The sequence below is a fragment of the Arthrobacter sp. MYb221 genome (genome assembly GCF_002979835.1).
Classification (GTDB): domain Bacteria; phylum Actinomycetota; class Actinomycetes; order Actinomycetales; family Micrococcaceae; genus Glutamicibacter.
In genome coordinates, this window is record NZ_PCPW01000010.1 from 92340 (window position 1) to 113826 (window position 21487).

General features: G+C 59.6%; 22 protein-coding genes and 1 pseudogene. 16 read left to right on the forward strand and 7 right to left on the reverse strand.

The window, feature by feature from the left end; translation table 11 throughout:
* Positions 1-30: 30 nt before the first annotated feature.
* From CQ015_RS12995 to CQ015_RS13015, 5 genes are all read left to right on the forward strand, one after another.
* Positions 31-504, forward strand: coding sequence for a DedA family protein (locus CQ015_RS12995; RefSeq protein WP_258138497.1), 474 nt, complete (start codon positions 31-33; stop codon positions 502-504).
* Between the two features lie 88 nt (positions 505-592).
* A complete protein-coding gene (locus tag CQ015_RS13000; protein WP_105552895.1) occupies positions 593-1081 on the forward strand; it encodes an Lrp/AsnC family transcriptional regulator in 489 nt (162 codons plus the stop codon).
* Positions 1082-1383: 302 nt separating this feature from the next.
* Positions 1384-1623 (forward strand): hypothetical protein, encoded by a 240-nt coding sequence (locus tag CQ015_RS13005; RefSeq protein WP_105650296.1) that lies wholly within the window; start codon positions 1384-1386, stop codon positions 1621-1623.
* A gap of 373 nt (positions 1624-1996) precedes the next feature.
* Positions 1997-2362, forward strand: a complete 366-nt coding sequence (locus CQ015_RS13010; protein WP_105569622.1) for a hypothetical protein — start codon at positions 1997-1999, stop codon at positions 2360-2362.
* A 167-nt stretch (positions 2363-2529) separates the two neighbouring features.
* Positions 2530-2718, forward strand: coding sequence for a hypothetical protein (locus tag CQ015_RS13015; protein ID WP_105552898.1), 189 nt, complete (start codon positions 2530-2532; stop codon positions 2716-2718).
* On the opposite strand, the gene CQ015_RS13020 is transcribed toward CQ015_RS13015, so the two are convergent.
* Both CQ015_RS13020 and CQ015_RS13025 read right to left on the reverse strand, forming a co-directional pair.
* Entirely contained in the window at positions 2715-2936 is a 222-nt protein-coding gene (locus CQ015_RS13020; protein WP_105552899.1) for a DUF1049 domain-containing protein, read from the reverse strand. The genes CQ015_RS13015 and CQ015_RS13020 overlap by 4 nt on opposite strands.
* The gene (locus CQ015_RS13025) at positions 2933-3586 is read right to left on the reverse strand and encodes a TetR/AcrR family transcriptional regulator (protein WP_105650297.1); all 654 of its coding nucleotides are present in this window, start codon (positions 3584-3586) and stop codon (positions 2933-2935) included. The genes CQ015_RS13020 and CQ015_RS13025 overlap by 4 nt, the downstream gene beginning before the upstream one ends.
* Before the next feature lie 105 nt (positions 3587-3691).
* On the opposite strand from CQ015_RS13025, the gene CQ015_RS13030 reads away from it, so the two are divergent.
* From CQ015_RS13030 to CQ015_RS13050, 5 genes are all read left to right on the forward strand, one after another.
* Positions 3692-5104, forward strand: coding sequence for an NAD(P)/FAD-dependent oxidoreductase (locus CQ015_RS13030; RefSeq protein ID WP_105650298.1), 1413 nt, complete (start codon positions 3692-3694; stop codon positions 5102-5104).
* Positions 5105-5106: 2 nt separating this feature from the next.
* Positions 5107-5964 (forward strand): universal stress protein, encoded by an 858-nt coding sequence (locus tag CQ015_RS13035; protein ID WP_105552902.1) that lies wholly within the window; start codon positions 5107-5109, stop codon positions 5962-5964.
* Positions 5965-6043: 79 nt separating this feature from the next.
* The gene (locus tag CQ015_RS13040) at positions 6044-7552 is read left to right on the forward strand and encodes an APC family permease (protein WP_105650299.1); all 1509 of its coding nucleotides are present in this window, start codon (positions 6044-6046) and stop codon (positions 7550-7552) included.
* Positions 7553-7626: 74 nt separating this feature from the next.
* Positions 7627-8031: a low molecular weight phosphatase family protein gene (locus tag CQ015_RS13045; protein ID WP_105552904.1), complete on the forward strand. Its 405-nt coding sequence runs from the start codon at positions 7627-7629 to the stop codon at positions 8029-8031.
* Positions 8015-9223 carry an MFS transporter gene (locus CQ015_RS13050; protein WP_105650300.1) on the forward strand — a complete coding sequence of 403 codons (1209 nt, stop codon included), beginning with the start codon at positions 8015-8017 and terminating at the stop codon, positions 9221-9223. Before CQ015_RS13045 ends, CQ015_RS13050 begins: the two co-directional genes overlap by 17 nt.
* On the opposite strand, the gene CQ015_RS13055 is transcribed toward CQ015_RS13050, so the two are convergent.
* The gene (locus CQ015_RS13055; RefSeq protein WP_105552906.1) at positions 9220-9708 is read right to left on the reverse strand and encodes an Lrp/AsnC family transcriptional regulator; all 489 of its coding nucleotides are present in this window, start codon (positions 9706-9708) and stop codon (positions 9220-9222) included. The two genes, CQ015_RS13050 and CQ015_RS13055, sit on opposite strands and share 4 nt — an antisense overlap.
* 242 nt (positions 9709-9950) lie before the next feature.
* Between CQ015_RS13055 and CQ015_RS13060 the strand changes: the two genes are divergently transcribed.
* Entirely contained in the window at positions 9951-10145 is a 195-nt protein-coding gene (locus CQ015_RS13060; RefSeq protein WP_105552907.1) for a helix-turn-helix domain-containing protein, read from the forward strand.
* Positions 10146-10218: 73 nt separating this feature from the next.
* Here the strand turns inward: CQ015_RS13060 and CQ015_RS13065 are convergent, their stop codons facing one another.
* Positions 10219-10995 (reverse strand): MerR family transcriptional regulator, encoded by a 777-nt coding sequence (locus CQ015_RS13065; protein WP_105650301.1) that lies wholly within the window; start codon positions 10993-10995, stop codon positions 10219-10221.
* Positions 10996-11141: 146 nt separating this feature from the next.
* On the opposite strand from CQ015_RS13065, the gene CQ015_RS13070 reads away from it, so the two are divergent.
* From CQ015_RS13070 to CQ015_RS13080, 3 genes are all read left to right on the forward strand, one after another.
* A complete protein-coding gene (locus CQ015_RS13070; RefSeq protein ID WP_258138501.1) occupies positions 11142-12365 on the forward strand; it encodes an MFS transporter in 1224 nt (407 codons plus the stop codon).
* 446 nt (positions 12366-12811) lie between these two features.
* Positions 12812-13666 carry a hypothetical protein gene (locus tag CQ015_RS13075; protein WP_146113357.1) on the forward strand — a complete coding sequence of 285 codons (855 nt, stop codon included), beginning with the start codon at positions 12812-12814 and terminating at the stop codon, positions 13664-13666.
* A gap of 112 nt (positions 13667-13778) precedes the next feature.
* Positions 13779-14126 (forward strand): cupin domain-containing protein, encoded by a 348-nt coding sequence (locus CQ015_RS13080; RefSeq protein ID WP_105552911.1) that lies wholly within the window; start codon positions 13779-13781, stop codon positions 14124-14126.
* Here the strand turns inward: CQ015_RS13080 and CQ015_RS13085 are convergent.
* On the reverse strand, positions 14123-14890 hold the full coding sequence (locus CQ015_RS13085; RefSeq protein WP_105552912.1) for a 4'-phosphopantetheinyl transferase superfamily protein: 768 nt from the start codon (positions 14888-14890) through the stop codon (positions 14123-14125). The two genes, CQ015_RS13080 and CQ015_RS13085, sit on opposite strands and share 4 nt — an antisense overlap.
* Positions 14891-15214: 324 nt before the next feature.
* Between CQ015_RS13085 and CQ015_RS13090 the strand changes: the two genes are divergently transcribed.
* Together CQ015_RS13090 and CQ015_RS19405 are read left to right on the forward strand one after the other, a co-directional pair.
* Complete coding sequence (locus tag CQ015_RS13090) at positions 15215-17053, forward strand: SH3 domain-containing protein (protein ID WP_105650303.1); 1839 nt, start codon at positions 15215-15217, stop codon at positions 17051-17053.
* Positions 17054-17430: 377 nt separating this feature from the next.
* Positions 17431-18993: an arylsulfotransferase family protein gene (locus CQ015_RS19405; protein WP_105650304.1), complete on the forward strand. Its 1563-nt coding sequence runs from the start codon at positions 17431-17433 to the stop codon at positions 18991-18993.
* 32 nt (positions 18994-19025) lie between these two features.
* Here CQ015_RS19405 and CQ015_RS19410 read toward each other — a convergent pair.
* Both CQ015_RS19410 and CQ015_RS13105 read right to left on the reverse strand, forming a co-directional pair.
* Positions 19026-19103: pseudogene (locus CQ015_RS19410) on the reverse strand (hypothetical protein); the annotation flags it as partial.
* 207 nt (positions 19104-19310) lie between these two features.
* Positions 19311-21422, reverse strand: coding sequence for a S8 family serine peptidase (locus tag CQ015_RS13105; RefSeq protein WP_105650305.1), 2112 nt, complete (start codon positions 21420-21422; stop codon positions 19311-19313).
* Between the last annotated feature and the right edge of the window lie 65 nt (positions 21423-21487).

Genomic DNA, 21487 nt, shown 5'->3' on the forward strand with positions numbered 1-21487 from the left:
ATTGATTGGCTGGTGAATGAGGCACCTTTCATGGTGACTTTCACATTCTTCTTTTTCGGAGCGATGCTGCGCGGCAACGCGACCTATTGGGTAGGCCGCGCAGTGGCACGAGGGGTGGAAAACACCCGGTATCAAAGAATCATGCACGGAATTGTGTACCGGCGTGCCCAAAGATTCATTGCACGGTGGGGAATGCTTGCGGTTCCATTGTGCTTCCTCACCGTTGGAATTCAGTCTGCGGTTAATGCCTCGGCCGGGGCTAGCCGGATGCCGCTACGGCGCTACCTGCCTGCGGTGACGGTAGGAGCGCTGGCCTGGGCCTTGATTTACACGACCATTGGCATGGCGGTGTTCTACGCCTGGCTCTCGCTGGATTGGCCGTATATTGTTGCTGCCTTGTTGGCCATCGCGGTGGTCGTGTATTTTTTCCTCCGCTACCGCAAGCGCAATTCCGAACGGATCAGCGGTGCCGCTTCCGAAGAGAGCATGCCTGATCAATCATGAACTCACTATGATGTTGTTCTAGAGAATGTAAAGACGTCCAAGGCGGCAAGGCCCAAAAAAACTTGGTAGTGAAAGCTGGTGCAAATAGATGCTCAATAACCCCGCGTCTGGCGAAAAAAGAACTGCCCAGCTCGATGAGCTAGACCGACGGTTGTTGGCGCTGCTCTCGGAGAATTCACGTAGAACTAATAACTCGTTGGCCGAGGAATTGGGAATTGCGGCATCCACCTGCCTGGCTCGACTAAATGCCCTACGCGACTCCGGAGTCATCTCCCGATTCACCATCGAGGTCGATCCGCAAGTTCTTGGTCGGGAGCTCGAGGCGCTGATCTTCGTCAAAATACGTCCGGGCGCACGTCACCTGATGTCCAGCTTCGCTTCGGACATGCGTGCTAAACCCGGGGTCCGCCAGCTGTTCTTCCTCGGCGGCGCCGACGATTTCGTCCTGCACGTTGCTGTCCGGAACTCCTCAGATGTGCGGCAGTTCGTCTTGGACAACCTGTCAGCGAATCCCGCGGTGGCCACCACCCAAACTTCTCTGGTCTTTGAACACAGCCATGGAACCGACGAGTATTAGCGAATGGTTGCAACCCGGTTGGCACCCCTCGACGATACTGACGTTTGGATGAGAACGTATCGGGAATATGGTCCACGACGGAATCGAAGCCAGCGTGCGAAAGTAGAACGATTTGCAGGCTTCGGGAACACGCTCTCGATTCGTACTTCCTGACGATAGCGACTGGCATTATTCGAATAAAAATGCTAATATGAACGTTCTCTTCCGAGGTGAGGCGTTTCGAAGTCGCGAACCATCGCTGATGATGCCTCGGTCGAGGCTAGCCGCATCCGCGGTTGAGTTTTGAGGAGGCCGAGAACTTAATGAGTGTTGACGTAACTGTACTGGCCGCATTGGTCACCCTTACGGCGCTTGCTGGCGCCAGTATCTATCTGGTCGCGAAATACCGGCGAACACACGCAGCAGAGATCCGCGAGTCGCTGATTCGGCAGGCAAATAAGCATGGCGTCGTATCCCCGGAGAACCTGACGAATCAGGAGCTCAAGGCACATATTCACGAAGCTAAGCGCGACCGCAAGCAAGGGCAGATGAAGACCGCCTAGCAGGTATCGGCGCGCTACCTTCAATGGCGGCGGTGAATAGAACATTTCGGATTCGCTCACCGCCGTCATTTATTTCCCCGCTCAGGCTCTTCGCTAGACCCGTCGCATTCGCCGCCTGAGTGATGATGGACGGGTCGCAAAACCTAGATTAGTTAAAGAATAAATAATCTTCAGAATCATATTTACGCTTTGATTTTTAGCCTCTTTGATAAATGGCGCAAGTCACCATTTTTGCCGTAACTTCCGGTTATTCATGCGGATTGAATCACAAGGTGCTGTGACGTTGTGAACGAATTAGAGGGTTCTGTAAAAAAGGGGAAAATTTATGGGCTTTACTGGAATTACGATGTTGGCAAAAATCTAGGAGCAGAACATGGGTGCGATCCCTCTCGGCGAAGACATACTCTTGGCCCGTCATGGCGCAAGTGTCGTCAAGTTTCGTCAGGATCGCAAAAACCGTGCAACTGTTGCCTATCTGCGTGGGGGCGCAACGGATTCGGCGTCGAATCTGCTCAGTGCCCGAGCGCTTAGTCCGGCAGAATCGATTAGCCGCGGAGCAGTTTCCTACCTGGAAGATGAATCGGTAGTCAGCCGCCAGGAAGTGCGCTCGCTGGTGAAGATCTCTCTCGGGTTCAGCGCGGTGATGGGAATCGTCTTCGGCGGATTGCTGTTGGCTCTGTACAAGGTCGGTGGCAACGAGGCGATCGCGTCGCTGTCGACCATGGGTGCTATGCCCTAACTCCAGAATTTTCAAGCAGCTTGGGCGAAACCTATTGGTTTCGCCCAAGCTGCTTCTGTATTGCTGGTACTTCGGCTGTGTGCGCATCTCGGAGCGCCGCTGACAAGACTCGTAATTAAGAAATTCTGGGCATAGGATGGCGACAATCCCACGGATTGGAGCCCGACATGCGTTTCGTAATGGAAGTAAACTTCGACTCCGAGAGTATGAAGCTCAAGCCACTCGAGGAGTTGCAGAAGATACTCGCGGACTGGTCGAAGAATATCGCCATCTACCCGCTAGAGCCAGGCGCTCAGGGGGACATCCTCGATGCCGAGGGTGAAGAGGTTGGCGAATGGGCGTTCCTTGATGACTAATCCCGCTTCTTAGAGAACCGCCCGATCACATAACCTATGGCCAAAGTGGCGGAGAGCACGGCCCACAGCGGAGCGGCGGTGTGGAAGAGCAGCAGTTCCACACGCACGAATTGAAGGTTCTGCAAGATAAAGACCAGCGCAATAATTCCCAGCGCGATGGCTGCCCACTGTTTGGCCGAAAGCCTTGAACTCCCAGCAGGCGTACGGCTTTGCCTCATAGCTGGTCTCGCGAAGCCAGCAAGCCGAGCACCAGCGCGCGGATTCCGCGTCTAAAGGAATCGTCGCTGGTGTTGATTCCCGTCTCGCGCTGCGCCGCAACGGCCTGCGTGAAATTAGGGGTGGCATCTTGGCGATTGCTCGTGTCAAAAATGTCATGTGGCGCTGCGGTGTCCATGGCTGAGCCGAAGATGAACGACTCCAGGGCGACAATCGTCGGAACGATCTCGGATTCGGCGAGCCCGTAGTTTTTCAACGCCTTTGCCACATGCTCATACATGCCCAAGGTGCGTGGCGAATCGGCCACCGGGAGCACGGCGATAATCGGGATCAATGGAATGTGCTTGGCGAAAATATCGCGGTAGCTGGTAGCCCAGTGAATCAGCGCCTCGTGGATTTCTAGTTTTTCGAAGGCGGAGGTGTTCACCTCCGCCATCACCAATTCCTGAATCCATTGCAGCAGGTCTTGCTTGGAATCCACGTGGTTGTAGAGGGCCGAAGGCGAGACCCCCAAGGACCTGGCCAGTTGCTGCATGGTCAGTGCGTCATAGCCGTCCTGCGATACGAGACCCAGCGCGTGCTCGGTGATTCGGTCACGGTTGAGTATCGCTGTGCGTGGTCGACCGGCCCGTCGGGCACCTTCGGTGGTCATTCCAATTTCCCCCTGACGTGGCATGCTTCACAAGCGCATGTTCGTACTCTATGCTATACGCAGAGGTAAATGAACCAAATTCATTTAGCGTTGAGGAGAATTACCATGAAACAACTTGAACGTGACGTCGTTGTGATCGGTGCTGGGCCATCGGGTCTGACCGCCGCCTTCGAACTGCAAAAATGCGGCAAGACCGTGGCGGTGCTCGAAGCGCGTGACCGTGTAGGCGGGCGCACCTGGAGCGAAGAAATGGACGGCGCCACCATTGAAATCGGTGGCCAGTGGATCAGCCCGGATCAGACCGGATTGTATTCGCTGATCGACGAGTTGGGCATCGAAACCTTCGAACGCTACAAAGCGGGCAAGAGCGTCTATCGAACCACCGATGGCGAGAGCATCGTCTATGAAGGCGCGGATTTCCCGGTCGCGGCAAGCACCGTAGTCGAAATGAACAAACTCATTGAGCTGATGAATGAGCTTGCGGCACAGATGAATCCAGACAAGCCATGGGAGCACCCGCGCGCCAAGGAGCTGGACATGGTCTCCTTCCATCATTTCTTGCGCGAACATTCGGCAGACAATCTCGCCTGCGAAAACATTGGGCTATTTATCGCCGGTGGCATGCTGACCAAACCGGCGCACACCTTCTCGGCATTGCAAGCGGTGCTGATGGCATCCTCGGCAGGATCTTTCGACAACCTTGTTGATGAGGATTTCATCCTTGACCGTCGCATCGTGGGCACCATGCAGGGAGTTTCCAAAACGGTGGCCGCGCGCCTCGGCGACGACGTATTCCTGGAGAATCCGGTGTTGAAGCTCGAATGGTCTGAAGATGGGGTAATCGCCCACGGAGCTACCGTCAGCGTGAAGGCCAAGAAGGCTGTCATTGCAGTTCCGCCGAACCTGTACTCGCGCATCAGCTATGTGCCGGCGCTTCCCCGCAAGCAGCTGATCACCCACCAGCACCACTCCATGGGTCTAGTGATCAAGGTCCATGCCGTGTACGAGACGCCGTTCTGGCGAGAAGCCGGGCTATCCGGAACCTGTTTCGGCCCAAGCTCCTTGGTCCAGGAACTCTATGACAACACCTACACCGGAGAAAGCACCGGTACCCTGGTCGGTTTCATCTCTGACGTCAACGCCGATGCCATGTGGGAACTGAACGAAGAAGACCGCAAGAAGCAGATCCTGCAGGGGATCTGCGAATTCCTCGGCGAGAAAGCCTTGGAGCCAAAGGTCTTCTACCTTTCGGATTTCGGCGCCGAAGAATGGACCCGAGGGGCCTATGCCACCAGCTACGACTTGGGCGGCCTCTCGAGGTTCGGCGCAACCCAAAATGACAACGTCGGACCGCTCTACTTCTCCTCCTCAGATCTCGCCGGAGAAGGATTCCAGCACGTGGATGGCGCCGTGCGAATGGGCCGCCGCTCGGCCGCACGAATCATCGCCGAGCTTGACGGGGCCAGCTACGACGAAAACTATGACGGTGTGGCTCCACTGAATAAGGTCACCGCCTAGCCATGAAATTGCTTGTAGGATACACCGCAGATCAACGCGGCGCCGAAGCCATCGAACTGGCCGCGGCCCTGGTGCAGGGCACCTTGTCACCCAGCCTGGTGATCGCGATAGTGCTCCCTGCCAGTACCCCGTTTAGCGCCGTCTATCCCGGCGGGGACCACGGATTCGACTCGATTCTCTCCGCCAAGGTCGATGAATGGGCCGCCCACGCGCTGAACCAGGTCCCGGCGGGAGTCACCGTTCGCGTGGTAGCCCGCTCGGTGCCTTCGGTGGCCGAAGGTCTGATGGAGCTGGCCGAAGACAGCGGAGCCCATGGGATCGTCTTGGGCGGACGCAAACGCCACCGGGCGGGTTTCTTCATGCCCGGTGGCGTGGCGAACGCGCTCCTGCACGCTTCGAGCGTTTCGGTGATCATGTCCAGCCCGCAAGCGCTAGCCTCGCTGCGTGCGGCCCAAGGGAGGATCACCCGCATGACAGCCTTCGTGGGGGACCGCCCCGGGGCACGCGAGGTGATCGCCAGCGCAGCTAGATTCGCCACAGCCCGTGGCGTGGATTTACGTGTGGCCACCCTCGTGGCTGACTCTGATGTGTCTGACCCGGCCACCGAGCTGAACCAGCATCTGGTGCGCACCAGGAAGTTCCTCACCGAACTGACCGACTCCATGGGACTGCAGGCATCCGTTGAAGTGGTTTCGGGGCAAAGCCTGGATGAGGCCATCGAGTCCTTGGAATGGATTGATGGCGAATTCGCCATTCTTGGCTCGGCGCGGCTTGCCGCCACCCGGCGCCTATTCATCGGTCCCAAGGCACAACGAATTCTGCGCCAGCTCAACGTCCCCATGGCCGTGGTGCCGAACTAAAAATCCGTGGAGCGGTCGCTGCCCGCACCCTGGACAGACGACGACGCCTGCCCAGCATGAACCCCAGAAGGTAATCACTATGTCGCAAGATCTCAGACGGGACACCGTCGAGCAACCGGACACCGGCCTGCACTCCAAGGGCCTGTCCACCGGCACCGTAGGCGTGCTGGGACTGGTCGTGATCGGTATTTCCTGTATTGCCCCGGCCTACACCTTGACCGCCGGCCTAGGCGCCACGGTGTCCGAGGTCGGCACGCAACTTCCGGCCATCTTGCTGGCGGGTTTCATTCCGATGCTGCTGGTGGCACTGGGCTACCGCGAGCTAAACAACGCGATGCCGGACTCGGGGACTTCATTTACCTGGGCCACCCGCGCCTTTGGTCCCATGATCGGTTGGATGGGCGGCTGGGGTCTGATCGCGGCGACGGTGATCGTCTTATCGAATCTGGCGGCCGTAGCCGTGGATTTCTTCTATATCCTCATCGCCCAGCTCACCGGCAATCAAGCGATTGCCGACCTAACGGATAATCTTTGGGTCAACATTCCCACCACACTGGCCTTTATCGCCGCGGCGGCTTATATTTCCTATCGCGGACTGAACGCAACCAAGGTGTTTCAGTATATTTTGGTCGGTTTCCAAGTATCGGTGCTGCTGCTCTTTGCCGTCATGGCCTTCACCAACAGCACGCCCTTTGACCGCACGCCGATCACCTTGGATATGTTCAACCCGGCGAGCGTGGATTCATTCTCGGCCTTTGCCGCGGGCATCTCGCTATCCATCTTCGTGTTCTGGGGATGGGATGTCACGCTGACCATGAACGAAGAAACTACCGACCCCAACAAGGTACCCGGACGCGGCGCGACCTGGACAGTGCTCCTGATCATCGCCTTGTATCTAGCGGTTTCCTTGGGGGTCCTCTACTGGGCAGGTGTGGGTGAAACCGGGCTCGGGGCAGGCAATGAAGCGAACCAAGAATCGATTTTTGCGGTGCTTTCGGGGCCGATCATGGGTCCACTGGCCATCCTGATGTCATTGGCGATTCTCTCTTCTTCGGCAGCCTCGCTGCAGTCAACCATGGTGTCTCCGGCACGCACCTTGCTCGCCATGGGCTATTACAAGGCCTTGCCGCCGAGCTTCGCCAAGATTTCGCCACGCTTCATGTCGCCCTCGGTAGCTACCATCGTCTCGGCAGCTGCCGCCGCGGTGTTCTATGTCGTGACCCGGCTGATCTCCGAAAATGCATTGTGGGACACCATCACGGCGCTCGGGCTGATGATCTGCTTCTACTACGGGCTGACGGCGCTGGCCTGCGTCTGGTATTTCCGCGGTGAACTATTTACCAATGTGCGGAATTTCTTCTTCAAATTCTTGGCTCCTTTGGTCGGCGGTGTGGTGCTGCTGGTGATGTTCTTCAGCACCGCCGTCGAATCGATGAACCCCGATTATGGTTCCGGATCCGCGATCGGCAACGTGGGAATGGTCTTCATCCTCGGCGTAGGTGTGCTGCTGCTTGGCGTAGCAATCATGCTCTTCACCAGGGTGCGGCATCCCGCTTTTTTCAAGGGAGAAACAATCAAAACGCGTTGAGCGCAGCCATAATGTGCCCTCAACAAATATCATTGAACCACCCACGAATGCCTTGTGGGTGGTTCAATGAGTTCATGGCTACTTCGGTTCTTTTTATCTGCTCGCGCAATGCAGGCAAGTCGCAAATGGCTGCGGCATTGATGGATCTTGTTTCTGGCGGCACGGTCACCAGCTATTCGGCCGGTACAAACCCTGGCACCGTGATCAATCACGAGGCGGTCGATTCTTTGGCCGAAACCGGTGCAGACATGTCTGCCGGAACGCCTAAGGCTATTGATTCGTCGGTCGTGGAGAAGGTGGACCGCGTAGTCATCTTGGGGAGCGAAGCCAACCCGAGCATTGACGAAGCGATCCCCACCGAACGCTGGATCACCTATGAACCGAGCGAAGACGGGGTCACCGGTGCGGAACGGATGAATATGATCCGTGACGAAATTGCAGATCGCGTTCGCGAACTGTTCCATGAACTGGAGAAGTAAGATCACCACGAGCAAGACCAAGCAGGGCAAGAATTCATGGTGGCTTCCAGGCATCTGCCTAGTCCTCACTGGCTGGTGCGCCAACCAGTACGTATCGCTTATTAGCTGGTACCAGCAGCACCGCGAGTTGAACGAAATTGAAGCGATGCTGGTGATGGGCAGCTATTTGCTCGGCATGATCCCCACTTTGCTCTTGGGCGGGCCCCTGGCCGACAAATTTGGCCGCAAGCCGTTCACGCTGCTGGCGCTGACCGCGTCCACGCTGGGTTCGGTTGCCATGATGTTCGGCATGGTGAACGACTCCGGGTTGTATCTCGGACGTGTCTTCACCGGAATGGGGATGGGACTGGCGATGGTCGCGGTGACCAGCTGGGTTAAAGTACTGAGCGTCGGTCCGGCAGGAGCCACTCGTGCGGCCCTGTGCACCTCGGCAGGCTTTGCCTTGGGACCGATAATTTCCGGTGCAATAGTTGGCGCGAGCGCTAGCCCCGAACTGGCTTATGGAATTCACGCCGTAGCTGCTGTGTCTTGGCTGCTGCTGATCACCACAGTCAAGGAAGAAAAAGCTGCCAAACTTCGAACAGCTGGAGGCAGCACCACGGCGGAGAATCTCGCCCGCTTCAGATTCGTAGTTCTTCCAGCGGCTCCGTGGGTCTTTGGGCTGGCCGCTAGTGGCTTTGCCATAGTTCCCGCATTGAGCACGGACGCTGGCCAGTCATCGCTGTTCTACACCACCGCCGCGGTTGCCATCACCATGGGCATGGGAGTGATCGTCCAGCCACTGGCCAAACGATACAACAACACCAGCAAGGTGAACCTATTGCTCGCCGGGCTCACTCTGGCGGTCCTGGCTTTTCTCTTGATGATCGTGGTTTACACGACCGGCTCCGAAGCCTTGGGCGTCGTCGCCTTTATTCTCTCGGGTTCGGCAAATGGCGTCTTGCTGGTGGCTGGATTGAGCCAGGTGCTTGACCTTGCCGGATCGGCAGAAATGGGCAAACTCACCGGACGGTTCTATGCGGTGTGCTTTATCGGATTTAGCTTCCCGACCCTCTTCGCCATGTGGCGTCCATTCGCGGACCCCATCTGGTTTATCGCGTTGCTAATCGGGCTTTGCTTGCTCAGCATGGTGTGCGTATTTGCCGCGCGTAGAAACCTTCCGGCAAGGACACTGGATCTAGTAGCTAGCTAGTTCTTGGTTCCGCTGAGTTTCTTGAGCAATTCGGTGGTGCGGTAGGGGATCACGTCGCGCAGAATCATCGAGGTAGATGTGCGCGTGATGCCAGGACATAGGCGGATCTCTTCGGAGACTCGATATAGATCATCTGGATCGGTGGCCGAGACGCGGATCAACAAGTCGGTTTCACCGGCCGGTGCAACACATTCGAGTACCTCTGGGATGCCGCGAAGTGCCTCGATGGCTTCATTCAAACTTGACTGGTTGAGCTCTGCACTGACGAACGCGCTGACTCCGCGCCCCATCGAGCTTGGCAGGATCCGTGCGGTATTTGGACGCAACGCGCCAGAGTGGGCCAGCCGTTCCAGCCGGGTCTGCACGGTGCCGCGGGCCAAACCCAGCTGCTGTGCCAGCATCATGATCGGCACTCGGGGATCGGCATCCAGGGCCAACAGGATTCGGCGGTCGGTCTCATCGAGCTGATACGTTTCCGAATGCATATGGAGTTTCTCCTGGGCTGGCAAGTTGGGTGGGCGGCGGCGTAAGTGCCTTCATAGGATTTTAGTCAAAATGACCAGCCGCACCCAAGTGTGTTGCACGGTCTGACCGGTTTTGTTGCGTCTAACTCATTATGTGTCATCGCCCGGATGCAGTCGAATCTTCGAACACCAACTTATCCACAACTTGCCTATTCCCACACCAAATAACCGCAAATAACAGTAACCTATCAAGTATGAGGTTTATGAGATTGGAAGACGTCGCCGAAGAGTTGAACGTCAAGCTTCCGCAGGTACGCGCACTGGTGAAAAGCGGCGAGCTTCCGGCGATACAGATTGGTGGACGTGGCATGTGGCGGGTCGAAAGGGTCGAATTGGAAAACTACATTCAGCACCGCTATGCCCAAGCCCGCGACGAAATCAGCGACGGCAGCGAATAGCGCATGTGTAGGCGACAGCAGTAAATCCCGACCGAGGGACAGCCCCGGACGGGATTTACCTCTAGGAGTGCAACTACTCCTGCATAAAACGTTCCAAAGATGCCTTCACAAAGGGAGCTTGGTCTTCGTAGTTCTTCGCGAATCGTTCATCGGCCACGTACATCTCGGCCAACCCCAATACATATTGCCTAAGCTGTGCTTCATCTCCCTCATGGCCCGGGGTTCCGGGGATGCTATTGAGCCAAGCTACATGCTCCGCAGCAATTTGTTGGGCTCGGTCACCAGTTGGGTCTATGCCTGAACGCCCAGCCTGTATCCACTTTTCATTTAGGTCTTTCACCTGCTGCAGCTGTGCGGCCTGTTGGTCCTTCGACTGTCCGCGCCACCACTGATCCGACTTTACGTAGCTCTCTTGGCCCCAACGGGCGACTACCTCGTCTTTGTATTGTTCGTTGAAGCCGTCGAAGGCTTGATCTACATTCATGCTCTCTCCTGATCTTAGCGATTGGATGGTGTGCCTCAGGGCGTTGATTTGGGCATCTAAAGCAGTGCGTTGGTTCCACAACTCGGTGATATGGGTTTGGAGGGCAGAAATCTCATCTTGATGCTCATCAATGATTTCGCCAATGGTTTCCAGCTTCAGTCCCAACTGACGCATTAGAAGAATGCGCTGCAGGCGCACCAACTCATGCCGGGTGTAAAAACGGTACCCATTGTCTGCGGTCCAGCTCGGATGGAGTAGACCGATATGGTCGTAGTGGCGCAGGGTTCGACTGCTCACACCTGCGGCCCGTGCCACTTCACTGATCGAGTGCGCACCACCGGGATTGGTCGACAGAAAATCGTTCATGGCTACCACGCTAAGGGTTGACGCAGCGTCAAGGTCAAGGCGTAATGATGTTTCTGCAGACAAAGTTGTCCTGCAAATGCCAACCTTGTGTAGATTTACTATGAATGCCGATTTCGGCACCGACTGCACCCGCACCAGGAGCGGACTTGGCACCGACCATTACCCAACGCCGTTGGGCGCTGTATACGCTGTTTTTCCTCCCCGGGCTGACGATGTCCTCTTGGGTAACCCGTACACCGGCCATTCGCGATCTGCTCGAAGCTACCCCCGCCAAGATGGGGCTTGTGCTCTTCGGCTTATCCGTAGGATCGATGCTTGGAATTATCTTTTCCGGAAAGCTCGTTGCGCGTTTCGCGGCCCGTCCGGTGATCCAAGCAGGCTCATCCGCCGTGATTATCTCTATGCCGCTGATTGGAATAAGCGCCCACTTCCAATTGGAATGGTGCGTCGCCGCGGGTCTATTCATCTTCGGCGCCGGAATGGGCAGTGCAGAAGTTGGCATGAACGTGGAAGGAGCCGAGGTGGAACGAATCACCAAGAAGCCATTCCTTGCGAGCCTGCACGGCTTCTTCTCGCTCGGTACCGTCATTGGGGCGAGCCTCGGGATAGTCTTCACGTCGCTGGCCTTCCCTGTGATTTGGCACTTAGTGCTCAGCGGCCTGCTTTCTCTCGCGCTATTCCTCTACGTCAATCGCTATCTTCCGCAGGGAACCGGAAAAATCGATACGCACAGGCAAGATGGAGAAGTGCCGCAGCGCACCGCGCGGTTGTGGCTGGATCCTCGCTTGTTGCTGATCGGCTTCATCGTCTTGGCGATGGCGCTCGCCGAAGGGTCCGCCAATGATTGGCTCCCGCTGGTCATGGTGGACGGCCACGGGTTTGACCCGGCCGCGGGCTCCCTGATTTTCACCGGCTTCGCGTTGGCGATGACCATTGGCAGGTTCTGCGGCGGCTGGTTCATCGCACGTTTCGGCGCGAGCCGGACCTTTGCCGTGAGCGCCTTCCTCGGTGCCTCCGGCCTGTCCGGCGTCATCTTTCTCGAAAACCCGGTTCTTGCAGGCAGCGCAGTCATTCTTTGGGGAATCGGCACCTCGCTCGCATTTCCGCTGGCGATTTCTGCCGCTGGAGCCTCGGGAAATGATCCTGCAGGACGCGTCGCCGTAGCAGCAACCATTGGATACATCGCATTCCTGGTCGGCCCGCCACTCCTCGGATTCGTGGGTGATGAATTTGGGCTGCGTCAGGCATTGATCCTGCCTTTGGGGTTTGTCATCGTGGCGATGCTCTTATCCTCCGCAGTGTCCGAGCGAAAGATCAAGATTGAAAGAGTCCATAGCGAAGCCGTTGAAGACAGTGATCCACGACACTAAATTCAGTGGATTCGGCAGAATGTCGGCTCTAAGGTACCTCAAAGTATTAGGACTGATCATATTGATCACTCATCAACAGGTCGGTTGCACACAGTGATTGATTTGGTATTTACTGGTTTCAGTTGAAGTCATCGGGTTACCGCCTGGCATGGCTTACGCCGATCACCGTAAAGATCACCCACATCTTCGCGGGCGCATCTAGACACGGGACAAATACACCGTCGTCGGGCGTCAAAAGGTCTGATCAAGAGACCCGTACACGCTTCCCTGTTTGAGGGGAAACGTGTACGGGTCTCTTTGGCGTTGTGCCGCGGGGCAGTGCAGCCCAAAACGATCCGAACCGCCGTATGCGGTGAACTTGTCGACGCTGTGACACCGGTGGCCGACGCACTGAAATAGCTCCTGAGGTCCTAGAATCAGACTCGCTCCTCTGACAGAATGAGCCCGTGGGAGCACATACGTTGAATATGAGAAGCAGCCGGAACTTCTGGAGTCCCTGGTGGGCCCAGATCGTTGCGGGGTTATTCGTTGTACTTCTTGCGGTTGCTCCTTGGCTTTGGTTGTGGCTTGGCCAACGAGACGAGTCGCTGTTGCCTGCTCCGGATTCCGACGCAGCGGGCCTGATTATTGTTTTGTCCCTTGTCGCTCTGCTCGGTGGTTGGTTTGCCCGAGCCATAGGGCGGCGCGCGACGAGCTTCGCGATTCTGACCGATGTGGGCATGATGCTCTTCCTCTTGGGACTAGCGGCGCATTGGATATTGGGCGGCGAGCCGAATTTTCTGCAGGGGGGTGCCAGCCCCGAAACTCAAAGGGAACTATGGGTTTTCGGAACGCTGCTGGTGATTTCCCAGATCCTCTATTTTGTCATCGCAAAATTGCGGCTGAGCGTGGTGGCCCTGCTGGTCGCAGTGCTCGCATTCAGCGTGGGGCAATGGATGCAAATGGTGGCGACGTATACTCCGGCCGATCCAAACATCTATTCCTCGCTGACCTATGCCGGCCCGTTGCTGCTCGGATTCGTGCTGGGATTCCTTGGTTTTCTCCGAGCCTGGCATCTGGTTCTCTGGATTATTGCCTTGGCAATTCAATGGATCATGCCCGCGGTGATCTCCGCGGTGGTCACGATCTTGGAAAACCCTGAGGGGTCATGGGGCGCATCCTTGAGCAGATTCGGCGAGCTGACCGTAGCTGCCGTACGGCAATCCGACTGGATCATTCCGGCGTTGGTGACGCTTGCGACGGCGATGCTGGTGAGCGTCATTCTGCTAATTGTCCGCAAGGTCAGGCGGCGCTCCTACTAGCCCCGCTGCGGCCAATGCGCTCGCAGCCTTGGAATGCAGGCAAATTCTGGAATACTCGAAGGAGATTGGACCTCCAGCACCGGGCACCACCTGACGTAAAGGAAGATTCGTGATGGACAAGAACTACACCAAGGTAGCAAGTTCCCTGTTGGCTCAGGAATTGGGCGATCTTGAATTAGCGAATCCGATTAAGCCAGGGAGCTACTCGGCCCAGCGGATCAGTTCCGCTTCCGGCGCCACGCTCGTGCAGATCGCTTTTGACGCAGATGTCGAATTGGCCGAGCATAAGGCAGCCACTCCCATCATCGTGCAGGTTCTCGACGGGCAAGTGGACTTCAGCGTCGGTGATCAGACCCATCAACTGAGCTATGGCGGAATGATCCAGTTGGAGGCCGGTGTGGTCCACGCCGTTTATGCGGAAAACCCTGCCCGCATTTTGATTACCTTCATCGACGTTTAGCGCTGTAGTAGCTGGCCGTTCCCATCTCCGAATAATTCTGCGCTGAGTTCCACGACCGGCAGCGACACAGAAGCGGCCAATGCCGAGACATGGGTGGCAGGCACGGGCAGCCAGCGCAATTGGTATTCGGCCGGGCGCTTCACCTCGGTCCACTGACCTTCACGCTCGGCGCGAAGCGCACGCGCCGATAGCACCGGGACGGCGGACGGCTCTTGGCGTAGCCCCGTGCCGGAGGCTTTGAGCAGAGCCTCCTTGGCCGACCATGCGATGAGGCGCACCCTATCCGCATTGGCCTCTCGACGAACCAGTCTGCGTTCCGCGGCGGTGAGCGCCACGTCATCAAAACCGGCAAAGACGCCTTCGGGAGAAAAGCCGGGCCCCCGCTCAATGTCGACTCCAAGGTCGATCCTCTTCGGGCCGACTGCCGCGATGAACATTTTGCGGGTGCGCGAAAGCGAGATGGAATGCTCTGGGGATGCAGGTTTCCCATGCTCTACAGAACCGCACGAAGTGCAGCGACGAGAGATCCGCAGCTGCGCGGCCATCGCCAGATCGCCGTGCTGGACATGCGCCAGCAGTAAGCGCAGCAGCGTGCGTGCCCCGAGGAAGGCCTCGCGGTCTTCGGCCTGCAGGAAGTCGGTTGCGCGCCTCGCTTCGGTGCCAAGAATCTGCTCTGGACCGCCAAAGTTCTCCGCCGCCAGCTCGACCTCGCGGGCGGTAGCCACCGCGTAGAAAATCTGTGACTGAGAATTATCGATGCCCATGTGCTCAAGCCTACGTGCTGGAATTCTGGAGGGGACGCACAACGGGTCACGCCGGTCGAGGACCGGCGGAGCGCCTAGTGCATCGGAAAAGTAAGCCACCTTACCTCTGCGTGTTTTAAGACGTCGATCTGGGAAAATGATGTGCGAGTCGGGCCCGATTGTGGGAGGGTGTTGCGTAGAAGTACTTTCGGTGGCGAGCTTGGGGCGGCTTTCCTTGTGGGGTGGGTGCCGATTGAACGAACTAGCACAAGCCGCTCGGACATTGCCAGATGCCTTATGAACCGTGATGGATGAGCGTCGCCGACTGATATCAGGTAGGGACTTATGAGGAATCCGGGACGCACCGCAGCACTGGCCTTGGCCGTGACCATGACAATCGGAACCGGCGCTCAGGCAGCCGCAGCGCCACCGGCATCCGCAGATGTGCCGAACTCCTTGCCGACGGCGAAGCTCACCGTCCAATCCGCCAAATCGGCAACAATCAAGCGCACCACGGCAAACCTGCGGTTGCGCGAACGGGCCACAACCTCCTCAGCCACGTTGCTGGTGATCCCGATGGGCACCAAAGTCAGCGTGCTGGCGACCAGCCATGGTTGGAACAAGATCAAGTACGGCGGGAAAACCGGGTGGTCCGCTGGCTCATACCTGGAAAAAGACTCGTCCACCACGGATTCCAAGGGCGGTTCGGTGCGCTATACGACGGCGAACCTCAACCTGCGCACCGGGGCCGGGACCGGCTACCGTTCGCTCGGTGTGATCCCCAAGGGGGAGAAGGTCACGGTTTCGAAGACGTCCAGGGGATGGGCCAAGGTGACCTCGTCAAAGGGGACCGGTTGGTCCAGCGCCAGCTACCTGACCTCGAAGGGTTCTTCGTCGAAGCCGAGCAACCCGAAAACGGAATCTTCGGAGGGCTCGCGCTATACGACCGCCAACTTGAATCTGCGCACCGGGGCCGGAACCGGCTACCGCTCGCTTGGGGTGATCCCGGAGGGCGAAAAGGTCAATGTCCTGCGCACCTCGGGCAACTGGGCCCAGGTCTCGTCCTCGAAGGGGACCGGTTGGGTCAGCCGGACCTACCTGGGCGGTGGCGCCTCCAATTCCGGACCAGAGACCCCGCCCACCGCCAAAAAGTCAGCGTACACCACGGCAAACCTGAACGTGCGCTCCGGGGCCGGAACCAACCACCGTTCGCTCGGCGTGATCCCCAAGGGCGAGAAGGTCACTATCCACACGACCTCCAGCGGCTGGTCGAAGGTAAGCTCCTCTCAAGGCACCGGTTGGGCCAGCAGCGCGTATTTGTCCACGAGCGCCAAGAGCGACAGCCAGCCCAAGGATGACGACGACAGCGTCCGCCCTATCGGGGGCAGCACCCAGTGGACCACCGCGAACCTCAACCTGCGCAGTGGGGCCGGCACCAGCCATCGTTCGCTCGGCGTGATCCCGAAGGGGGAAAAGCTCACCGTCCACCTGACTACGGCGGGCTGGTCGAAGGTGACCTCCTCGGAGGGGACCGGCTACGTCAGCGCCGACTACCTGAGCGACGAAAAACCGTCCAGCGCGCAATACCGCTGGACAACCGGCAGCTTGCATTTGCGCACCGGCCCGGGGACCAATTATGCAAGCAAGGGAATTCTCCCGGCCTATGGGCGAGTGCAGCTGATCAGCGCGCAGAACGGCTGGGCCAAGGTGACCAGCGGCGTCGGCACCGGATACGTCAGCTCCCGCTACTTGAGCACCGCCGAGCTGCACCCGGTGCGCAGCGATACCCAAGGGGGCATCAAGCAGCTGCGGCAGCTGTTCGCCGGTGACTTCACCTCGCTGGGCACGGTGCGTCCCGGATCCGTTGGCCACAGCTCCGGCAAAGCCGTGGACGCGATGATCGGCAATTACCACAGCGCCGCCGGAATCGCCGCCGGAGACCGCATTTCCCAGTTCCTGCTGGACAACCGCAAGCAGCTGGGAGTCCACTACCTGATCTGGCAGGACAAGATCTGGCTATCTGAGGCGAAGGGCTGGGAGCCGTACTCGACCTCTGGCAAGTACGGCACCCAGTTCACCGACAACTGGAATGACACCACCCGGCATATGGACCACGTCCACGTGGAAACCTACGGCGATTCCGCCACCGGAGGCGCTCTGGATTACAGCGCGCTGAACGGCTAGGCAAGTAGAGGGCTGCGGATCCTGTCCCCTGAGGGCAGGGCCGCAGCCCTTGCGTTTCCCTGCAGGGGTATTGTGTCTCACCGCACGCGCAAGGACAGACTCTGCTGCGCTTCAGCCGCGGAATACGGCATGTTGGATCTCCACCGAGATCCTGTATTTCTTATTGCTTCGAGGAATGGAATGACCTGAAGCGATCATCCGGAAAAAGCGCCAATCGGTAAATCAGCAGTCCGGGCTCCGACCGGTGCCTGGCATGGGCGCTCTTAGCCGGGCGCAGCAATGGTAGTTGATAGCTGCCCGCGGTTACCTATCCAGCCATGACGGTGCCGCAGCGCTCAGCCCTTGTTATCCTCGGCCCAACGGTGTCATTCTGAGGTATGGGTGCGAACATCACTTGGTATCAACCTCGCCGCCGCCGGGCGTCGGCTGCAGCCATCGTGGCGGCGCTCGCCGTGCTGCTCTCCGGCTGTGCTCCCACCGAAGGGGCCGAGGACTACCCCGTGCCGCATCACAGCTTCGTCAGCCGCCCGGATCTGACGCCGCCGAAATTGGCAGTTTCGCACGGCGAAACCGCGGCCGCAAAGCACGGGGGAATGACCGAGTATATTTTCTTGACCCCGGGCTACGAGACCGGCACTCCCTCATCCGGGGCGATGATCTTCGATGCCCAAGGCGAACTTGTCTGGATGGAACCGATCGACCCGGAGGACCCTAAGGACAACTATTTTGACCTTCGTCCGCAGGAATACCGCGGCGAAACAGTATTAACGGTCTATCAGGGCACCAGAGACGGAGGCCGCGGCAATGGCGAGATTCTCATCCTCAACGCCGCCTACGAACAGATTGCCAGCGTCACCACCGGCGGTTCTCTAGGTCCGGGCAAGGCAGACTTCCACGACTCGACCATCACCGCAGCCGGCACCATGCTGATCGCTTCCTATGTGCCCACCCCGGCCGATCTGTCTGCCGTGGGAGGCCCGGAGGATGGAAACATCGAAGATGCGGTGATCCAAGAGGTCGACATTGCCAGCGGCGAGGTGATCTTCGAATGGAGCGCGCTGGATCATGTTCCGCTGACGCAGACGATGCTGGATTTCGACTCCGAACGGGCCGCGCAGACGGAGGACGAGGACGAACTGGGCACCGCGGAAAAGCCTTTTGACTACTTCCACATTAATTCGATAACCGAAGACCACGACGGCGCAATTCTCGTCTCGGCCCGGCATACTTCGGCGGTGTACCGGCTGGACCGCACCACCGGGGAGGTGGTCTGGACGTTGGGTGGATCGGCCAGCGACTTCGACCTCGATGAGGATGCCGTGTTCGTCTGGCAGCATGACGCGCAGCGAGCACCCGACGGGACGCTGACGCTGCTGGACAACCACGCCAAAGGAGATGAGAGCGAACGGTCCTCCCGGGGGCTGCGGCTGTCACTGGACGAGGGGGCAATGACCGCCTCGGTGGTCACCGAGTATGCTCCGCCGCAGGAACGGGCGGCCGGCAGCATGGCCAACGCCCAAGAACTGTCCAACGGCAACATGCTTATCGGCTGGGGCTCGCAGTCCTATTTTTCGGAATACAACCATGATGGTGAATTGCTCTACGATATCTGCCATGGCGATGCCTGCTACCCGGAAGGATTCTCTGGGGGAGGCACCAGCTACCGGGCGTACAAGGCTGCGTGGCACGGGCAACCATCGACCGACCCGCAGCTCACGCTCCGGGATCGCACCGCATACGTCTCCTGGAACGGTGCTACCGAGGTCGCGCAATGGCGCCTGCTAACCGGGGACGACGCGGCAACCGCAAGCGAACAGGCCACCGTCGAACGGGAGTCCTTTGAAACAGCCATCCCGTTGCCCGGCGATGCACGGTACGTCGTTGTTGAAGCCTTGGACGGCAACGGTGAGGTGCTTGGCAGCGCAATGCACCAGGAGTAAGCGACTGGCAGGTAGGCCGGTGTGGATTTCGACAGCTCGGCTCGTCGGGCTAGCTCGCTGACTCCGACACAAGTGGCCGCTGCATCGCCGAAGGCCCGGAGCAAGGCCATGGCCTTGTCTTCGGCGGTGCGTGCATCGCGGGATTCCGGATCCTGGGAAGTCAAACATGAAGTGGGCCGATCTGCATGCAATTCATTGCCTGAAATCGGCGGAATCCACCATCACCGGATTCGGCGATCTAACCGCGGCGGGGATCCGACATGCATCCCCCAAGATTGCATGTCGGATCCCCGATTTCCGCCCCCAGCGGCACCGGCTCAGCGCACCACGATGGTGATCGCCTTGCTGGTCCGATCGACGGTGATCTGGTCCCCGCCGGCTCCATTGAGCGCAGGCAGCGCCGCGGACTCGGCGTTCGGCACCGGCTCGACCGGGCTATCCGCGCCAGCGTCCGCACCTTCAACCGGTGGCACGGTCTCGCTCACGCCCTGTGCTTCGTCCAGGACGCCGGCACCGGCGTCGGCCGGCTCCTGGGCCCCGAGCGGATGCAGCGGTGCACCCGGCCGCCAGAAGGTGTAGCCCCAGTTCGCCGACCACTTATAGGACCACCGCGAGCGGTTCCCGTTGGCCCGCAGCAGCACGTTCGTGAAGCGCACGTCGTGCCCGCTGCGCGCCAGCATCACCGGGCCGGGATTGCCCGCGAAGCTGAACTGGTCCAGTACGGATCCGTTCGGAGCGTGCGAGCGGAAGGTCAGTCCGTTCAGCCGCACCGTGTTGATGCCCGGGTTGTAGAGCCGGATGTTGGCGCGGATATAGGTGTCGCGGCCGGAGCCGAGGAAGACCGGGGTGACCTGGATCGAGTACCAGAACCGGGAAGCGGCCTCGAGCGCCTTGCGGGCGTCGATCCGGCCGAACCCGAAGTGCTGGTCCCGGCCCCCGGAACCCAGGTCCCGCGCCGTCAGCTTGATGATGTCCTCGACCTCCCAGGAGCGCAGCGCCGGATCGACGGCAAGGATCAGCGCCATCAGGCCGGCGACATGCGGTGTCGCCGAGGAGGTGCCGTTGAACGTGTTCACGTAGTTGCCGCCGGAGTAGCCGCCGGAACCCATGATGTCGGTGGTCGGGATCTTGACCCCGGGCGCCACCACGTCGACCTGCGGTCCGTAGTTCGAGCCCCACCAGGTTTCGCCGTCGAGGCTGGTCTTGCTCTTGCGCTGGTCCCACTGGTTGCTGGCCCCGACGGCGAGGAAGCCGCGGATCGAGGGGGAGAGGCGGGCCGGGTAGCCGACCCCGAGAATGTCGCCGTTGCCGGTGGCCGCCGCGATCGGGGTGCCCCGGCCGCCGCGCCCGGTGGCCTGGGCGTAGCGGAACGCGTTGGTCACCACGGTGCTGGTGGGGCTGCCCCACGAGTTGGACAGCACATCGGCCCCGAGGTCGACCGCCTTGCGGACGCCGGCGGCGATGATGGCGTCGGTGGTGGACCAGAAGCCGTTGCCGATGCCGTAGGCGATGCGGATGTGCCGCACCCGGCTGTTCGGCGCGACACCGGCAATGCCGCGCCCGTTGTGGGCGGTGGCCGCGACGATCCCGGCGCAGGCCACCCCGTGGCCATCGGCCGACCTGGGGGCCGGGTTCGGGTCGTTGAAGCGGGCGTCGTAGCCCGGGGCCAGGACGTAGTCCTCGTGCGCGTTGCCGCCCTCGTCGATGACCGCCACCGAGATGGCGGAGCTGCCGCGGGTGATGTCCCAGGCCTCGGGGCAGCGGATCTTCCTGATGCCCCACTGCGCCGGCAGCAGCGGGTCGTTGGGCGTGAACGCCGGGCCGGTGCCGTTCGGCTCGGCCGTTTCCACGAGCTCCTCCAGGGTGCTGGTCAGCCGCGGGGCGATCCGCACGAAGTTCGGCACGGCGTACTCCACGCCCTCCTGCTCGTGCAGCTCATTGGCGATGGCCAGCGCGGAGTCCGGCGCGCGGGTGGTGCGCAGCAGGTAAGCGCCGGGCTCCGGGTAGTCCTCCTGGACGGTCTGAAGATGGTGCTTTTTGATGAGCTTCGCCGCGGCGTCGGCGCCGGGCTCGAACTTGGCGATGAGCTCGCCCTGGTCGATCAGCGCGCTCGGCGCGTCTTCGCCGTCCCCGGCCTGCGCGGCCACCGGCTCGTAGATGTCCACTGCCCCGGCCTCCGCGGCGGCTTGCGCCCCGGCGGGCCGCGCGAGCGGCGCGTCCTCGACGCGCATGACCACGAGGTTCTGGTCGGTGACCCGCAGCAGCTGGACCGGGTGCTGCGGGTCGTGGGATGCCGCCGCGGCGCGGGCGTTCATGGCCTCGGCCTGATCCGCGTCTGCATGGATGGCGACGAAGTTCGGTGATGCGGCCAGCGGAACCCGCTCGCCGTCGGCGTAGTAGTAGGCCTGCGCCTCATTGTTCTCTGACATTGGATTGCTCCTGGAGCCGATAACGGATGCGGCGCCCCTTTGCGCCGCACCCCCTAGGAGCGCCG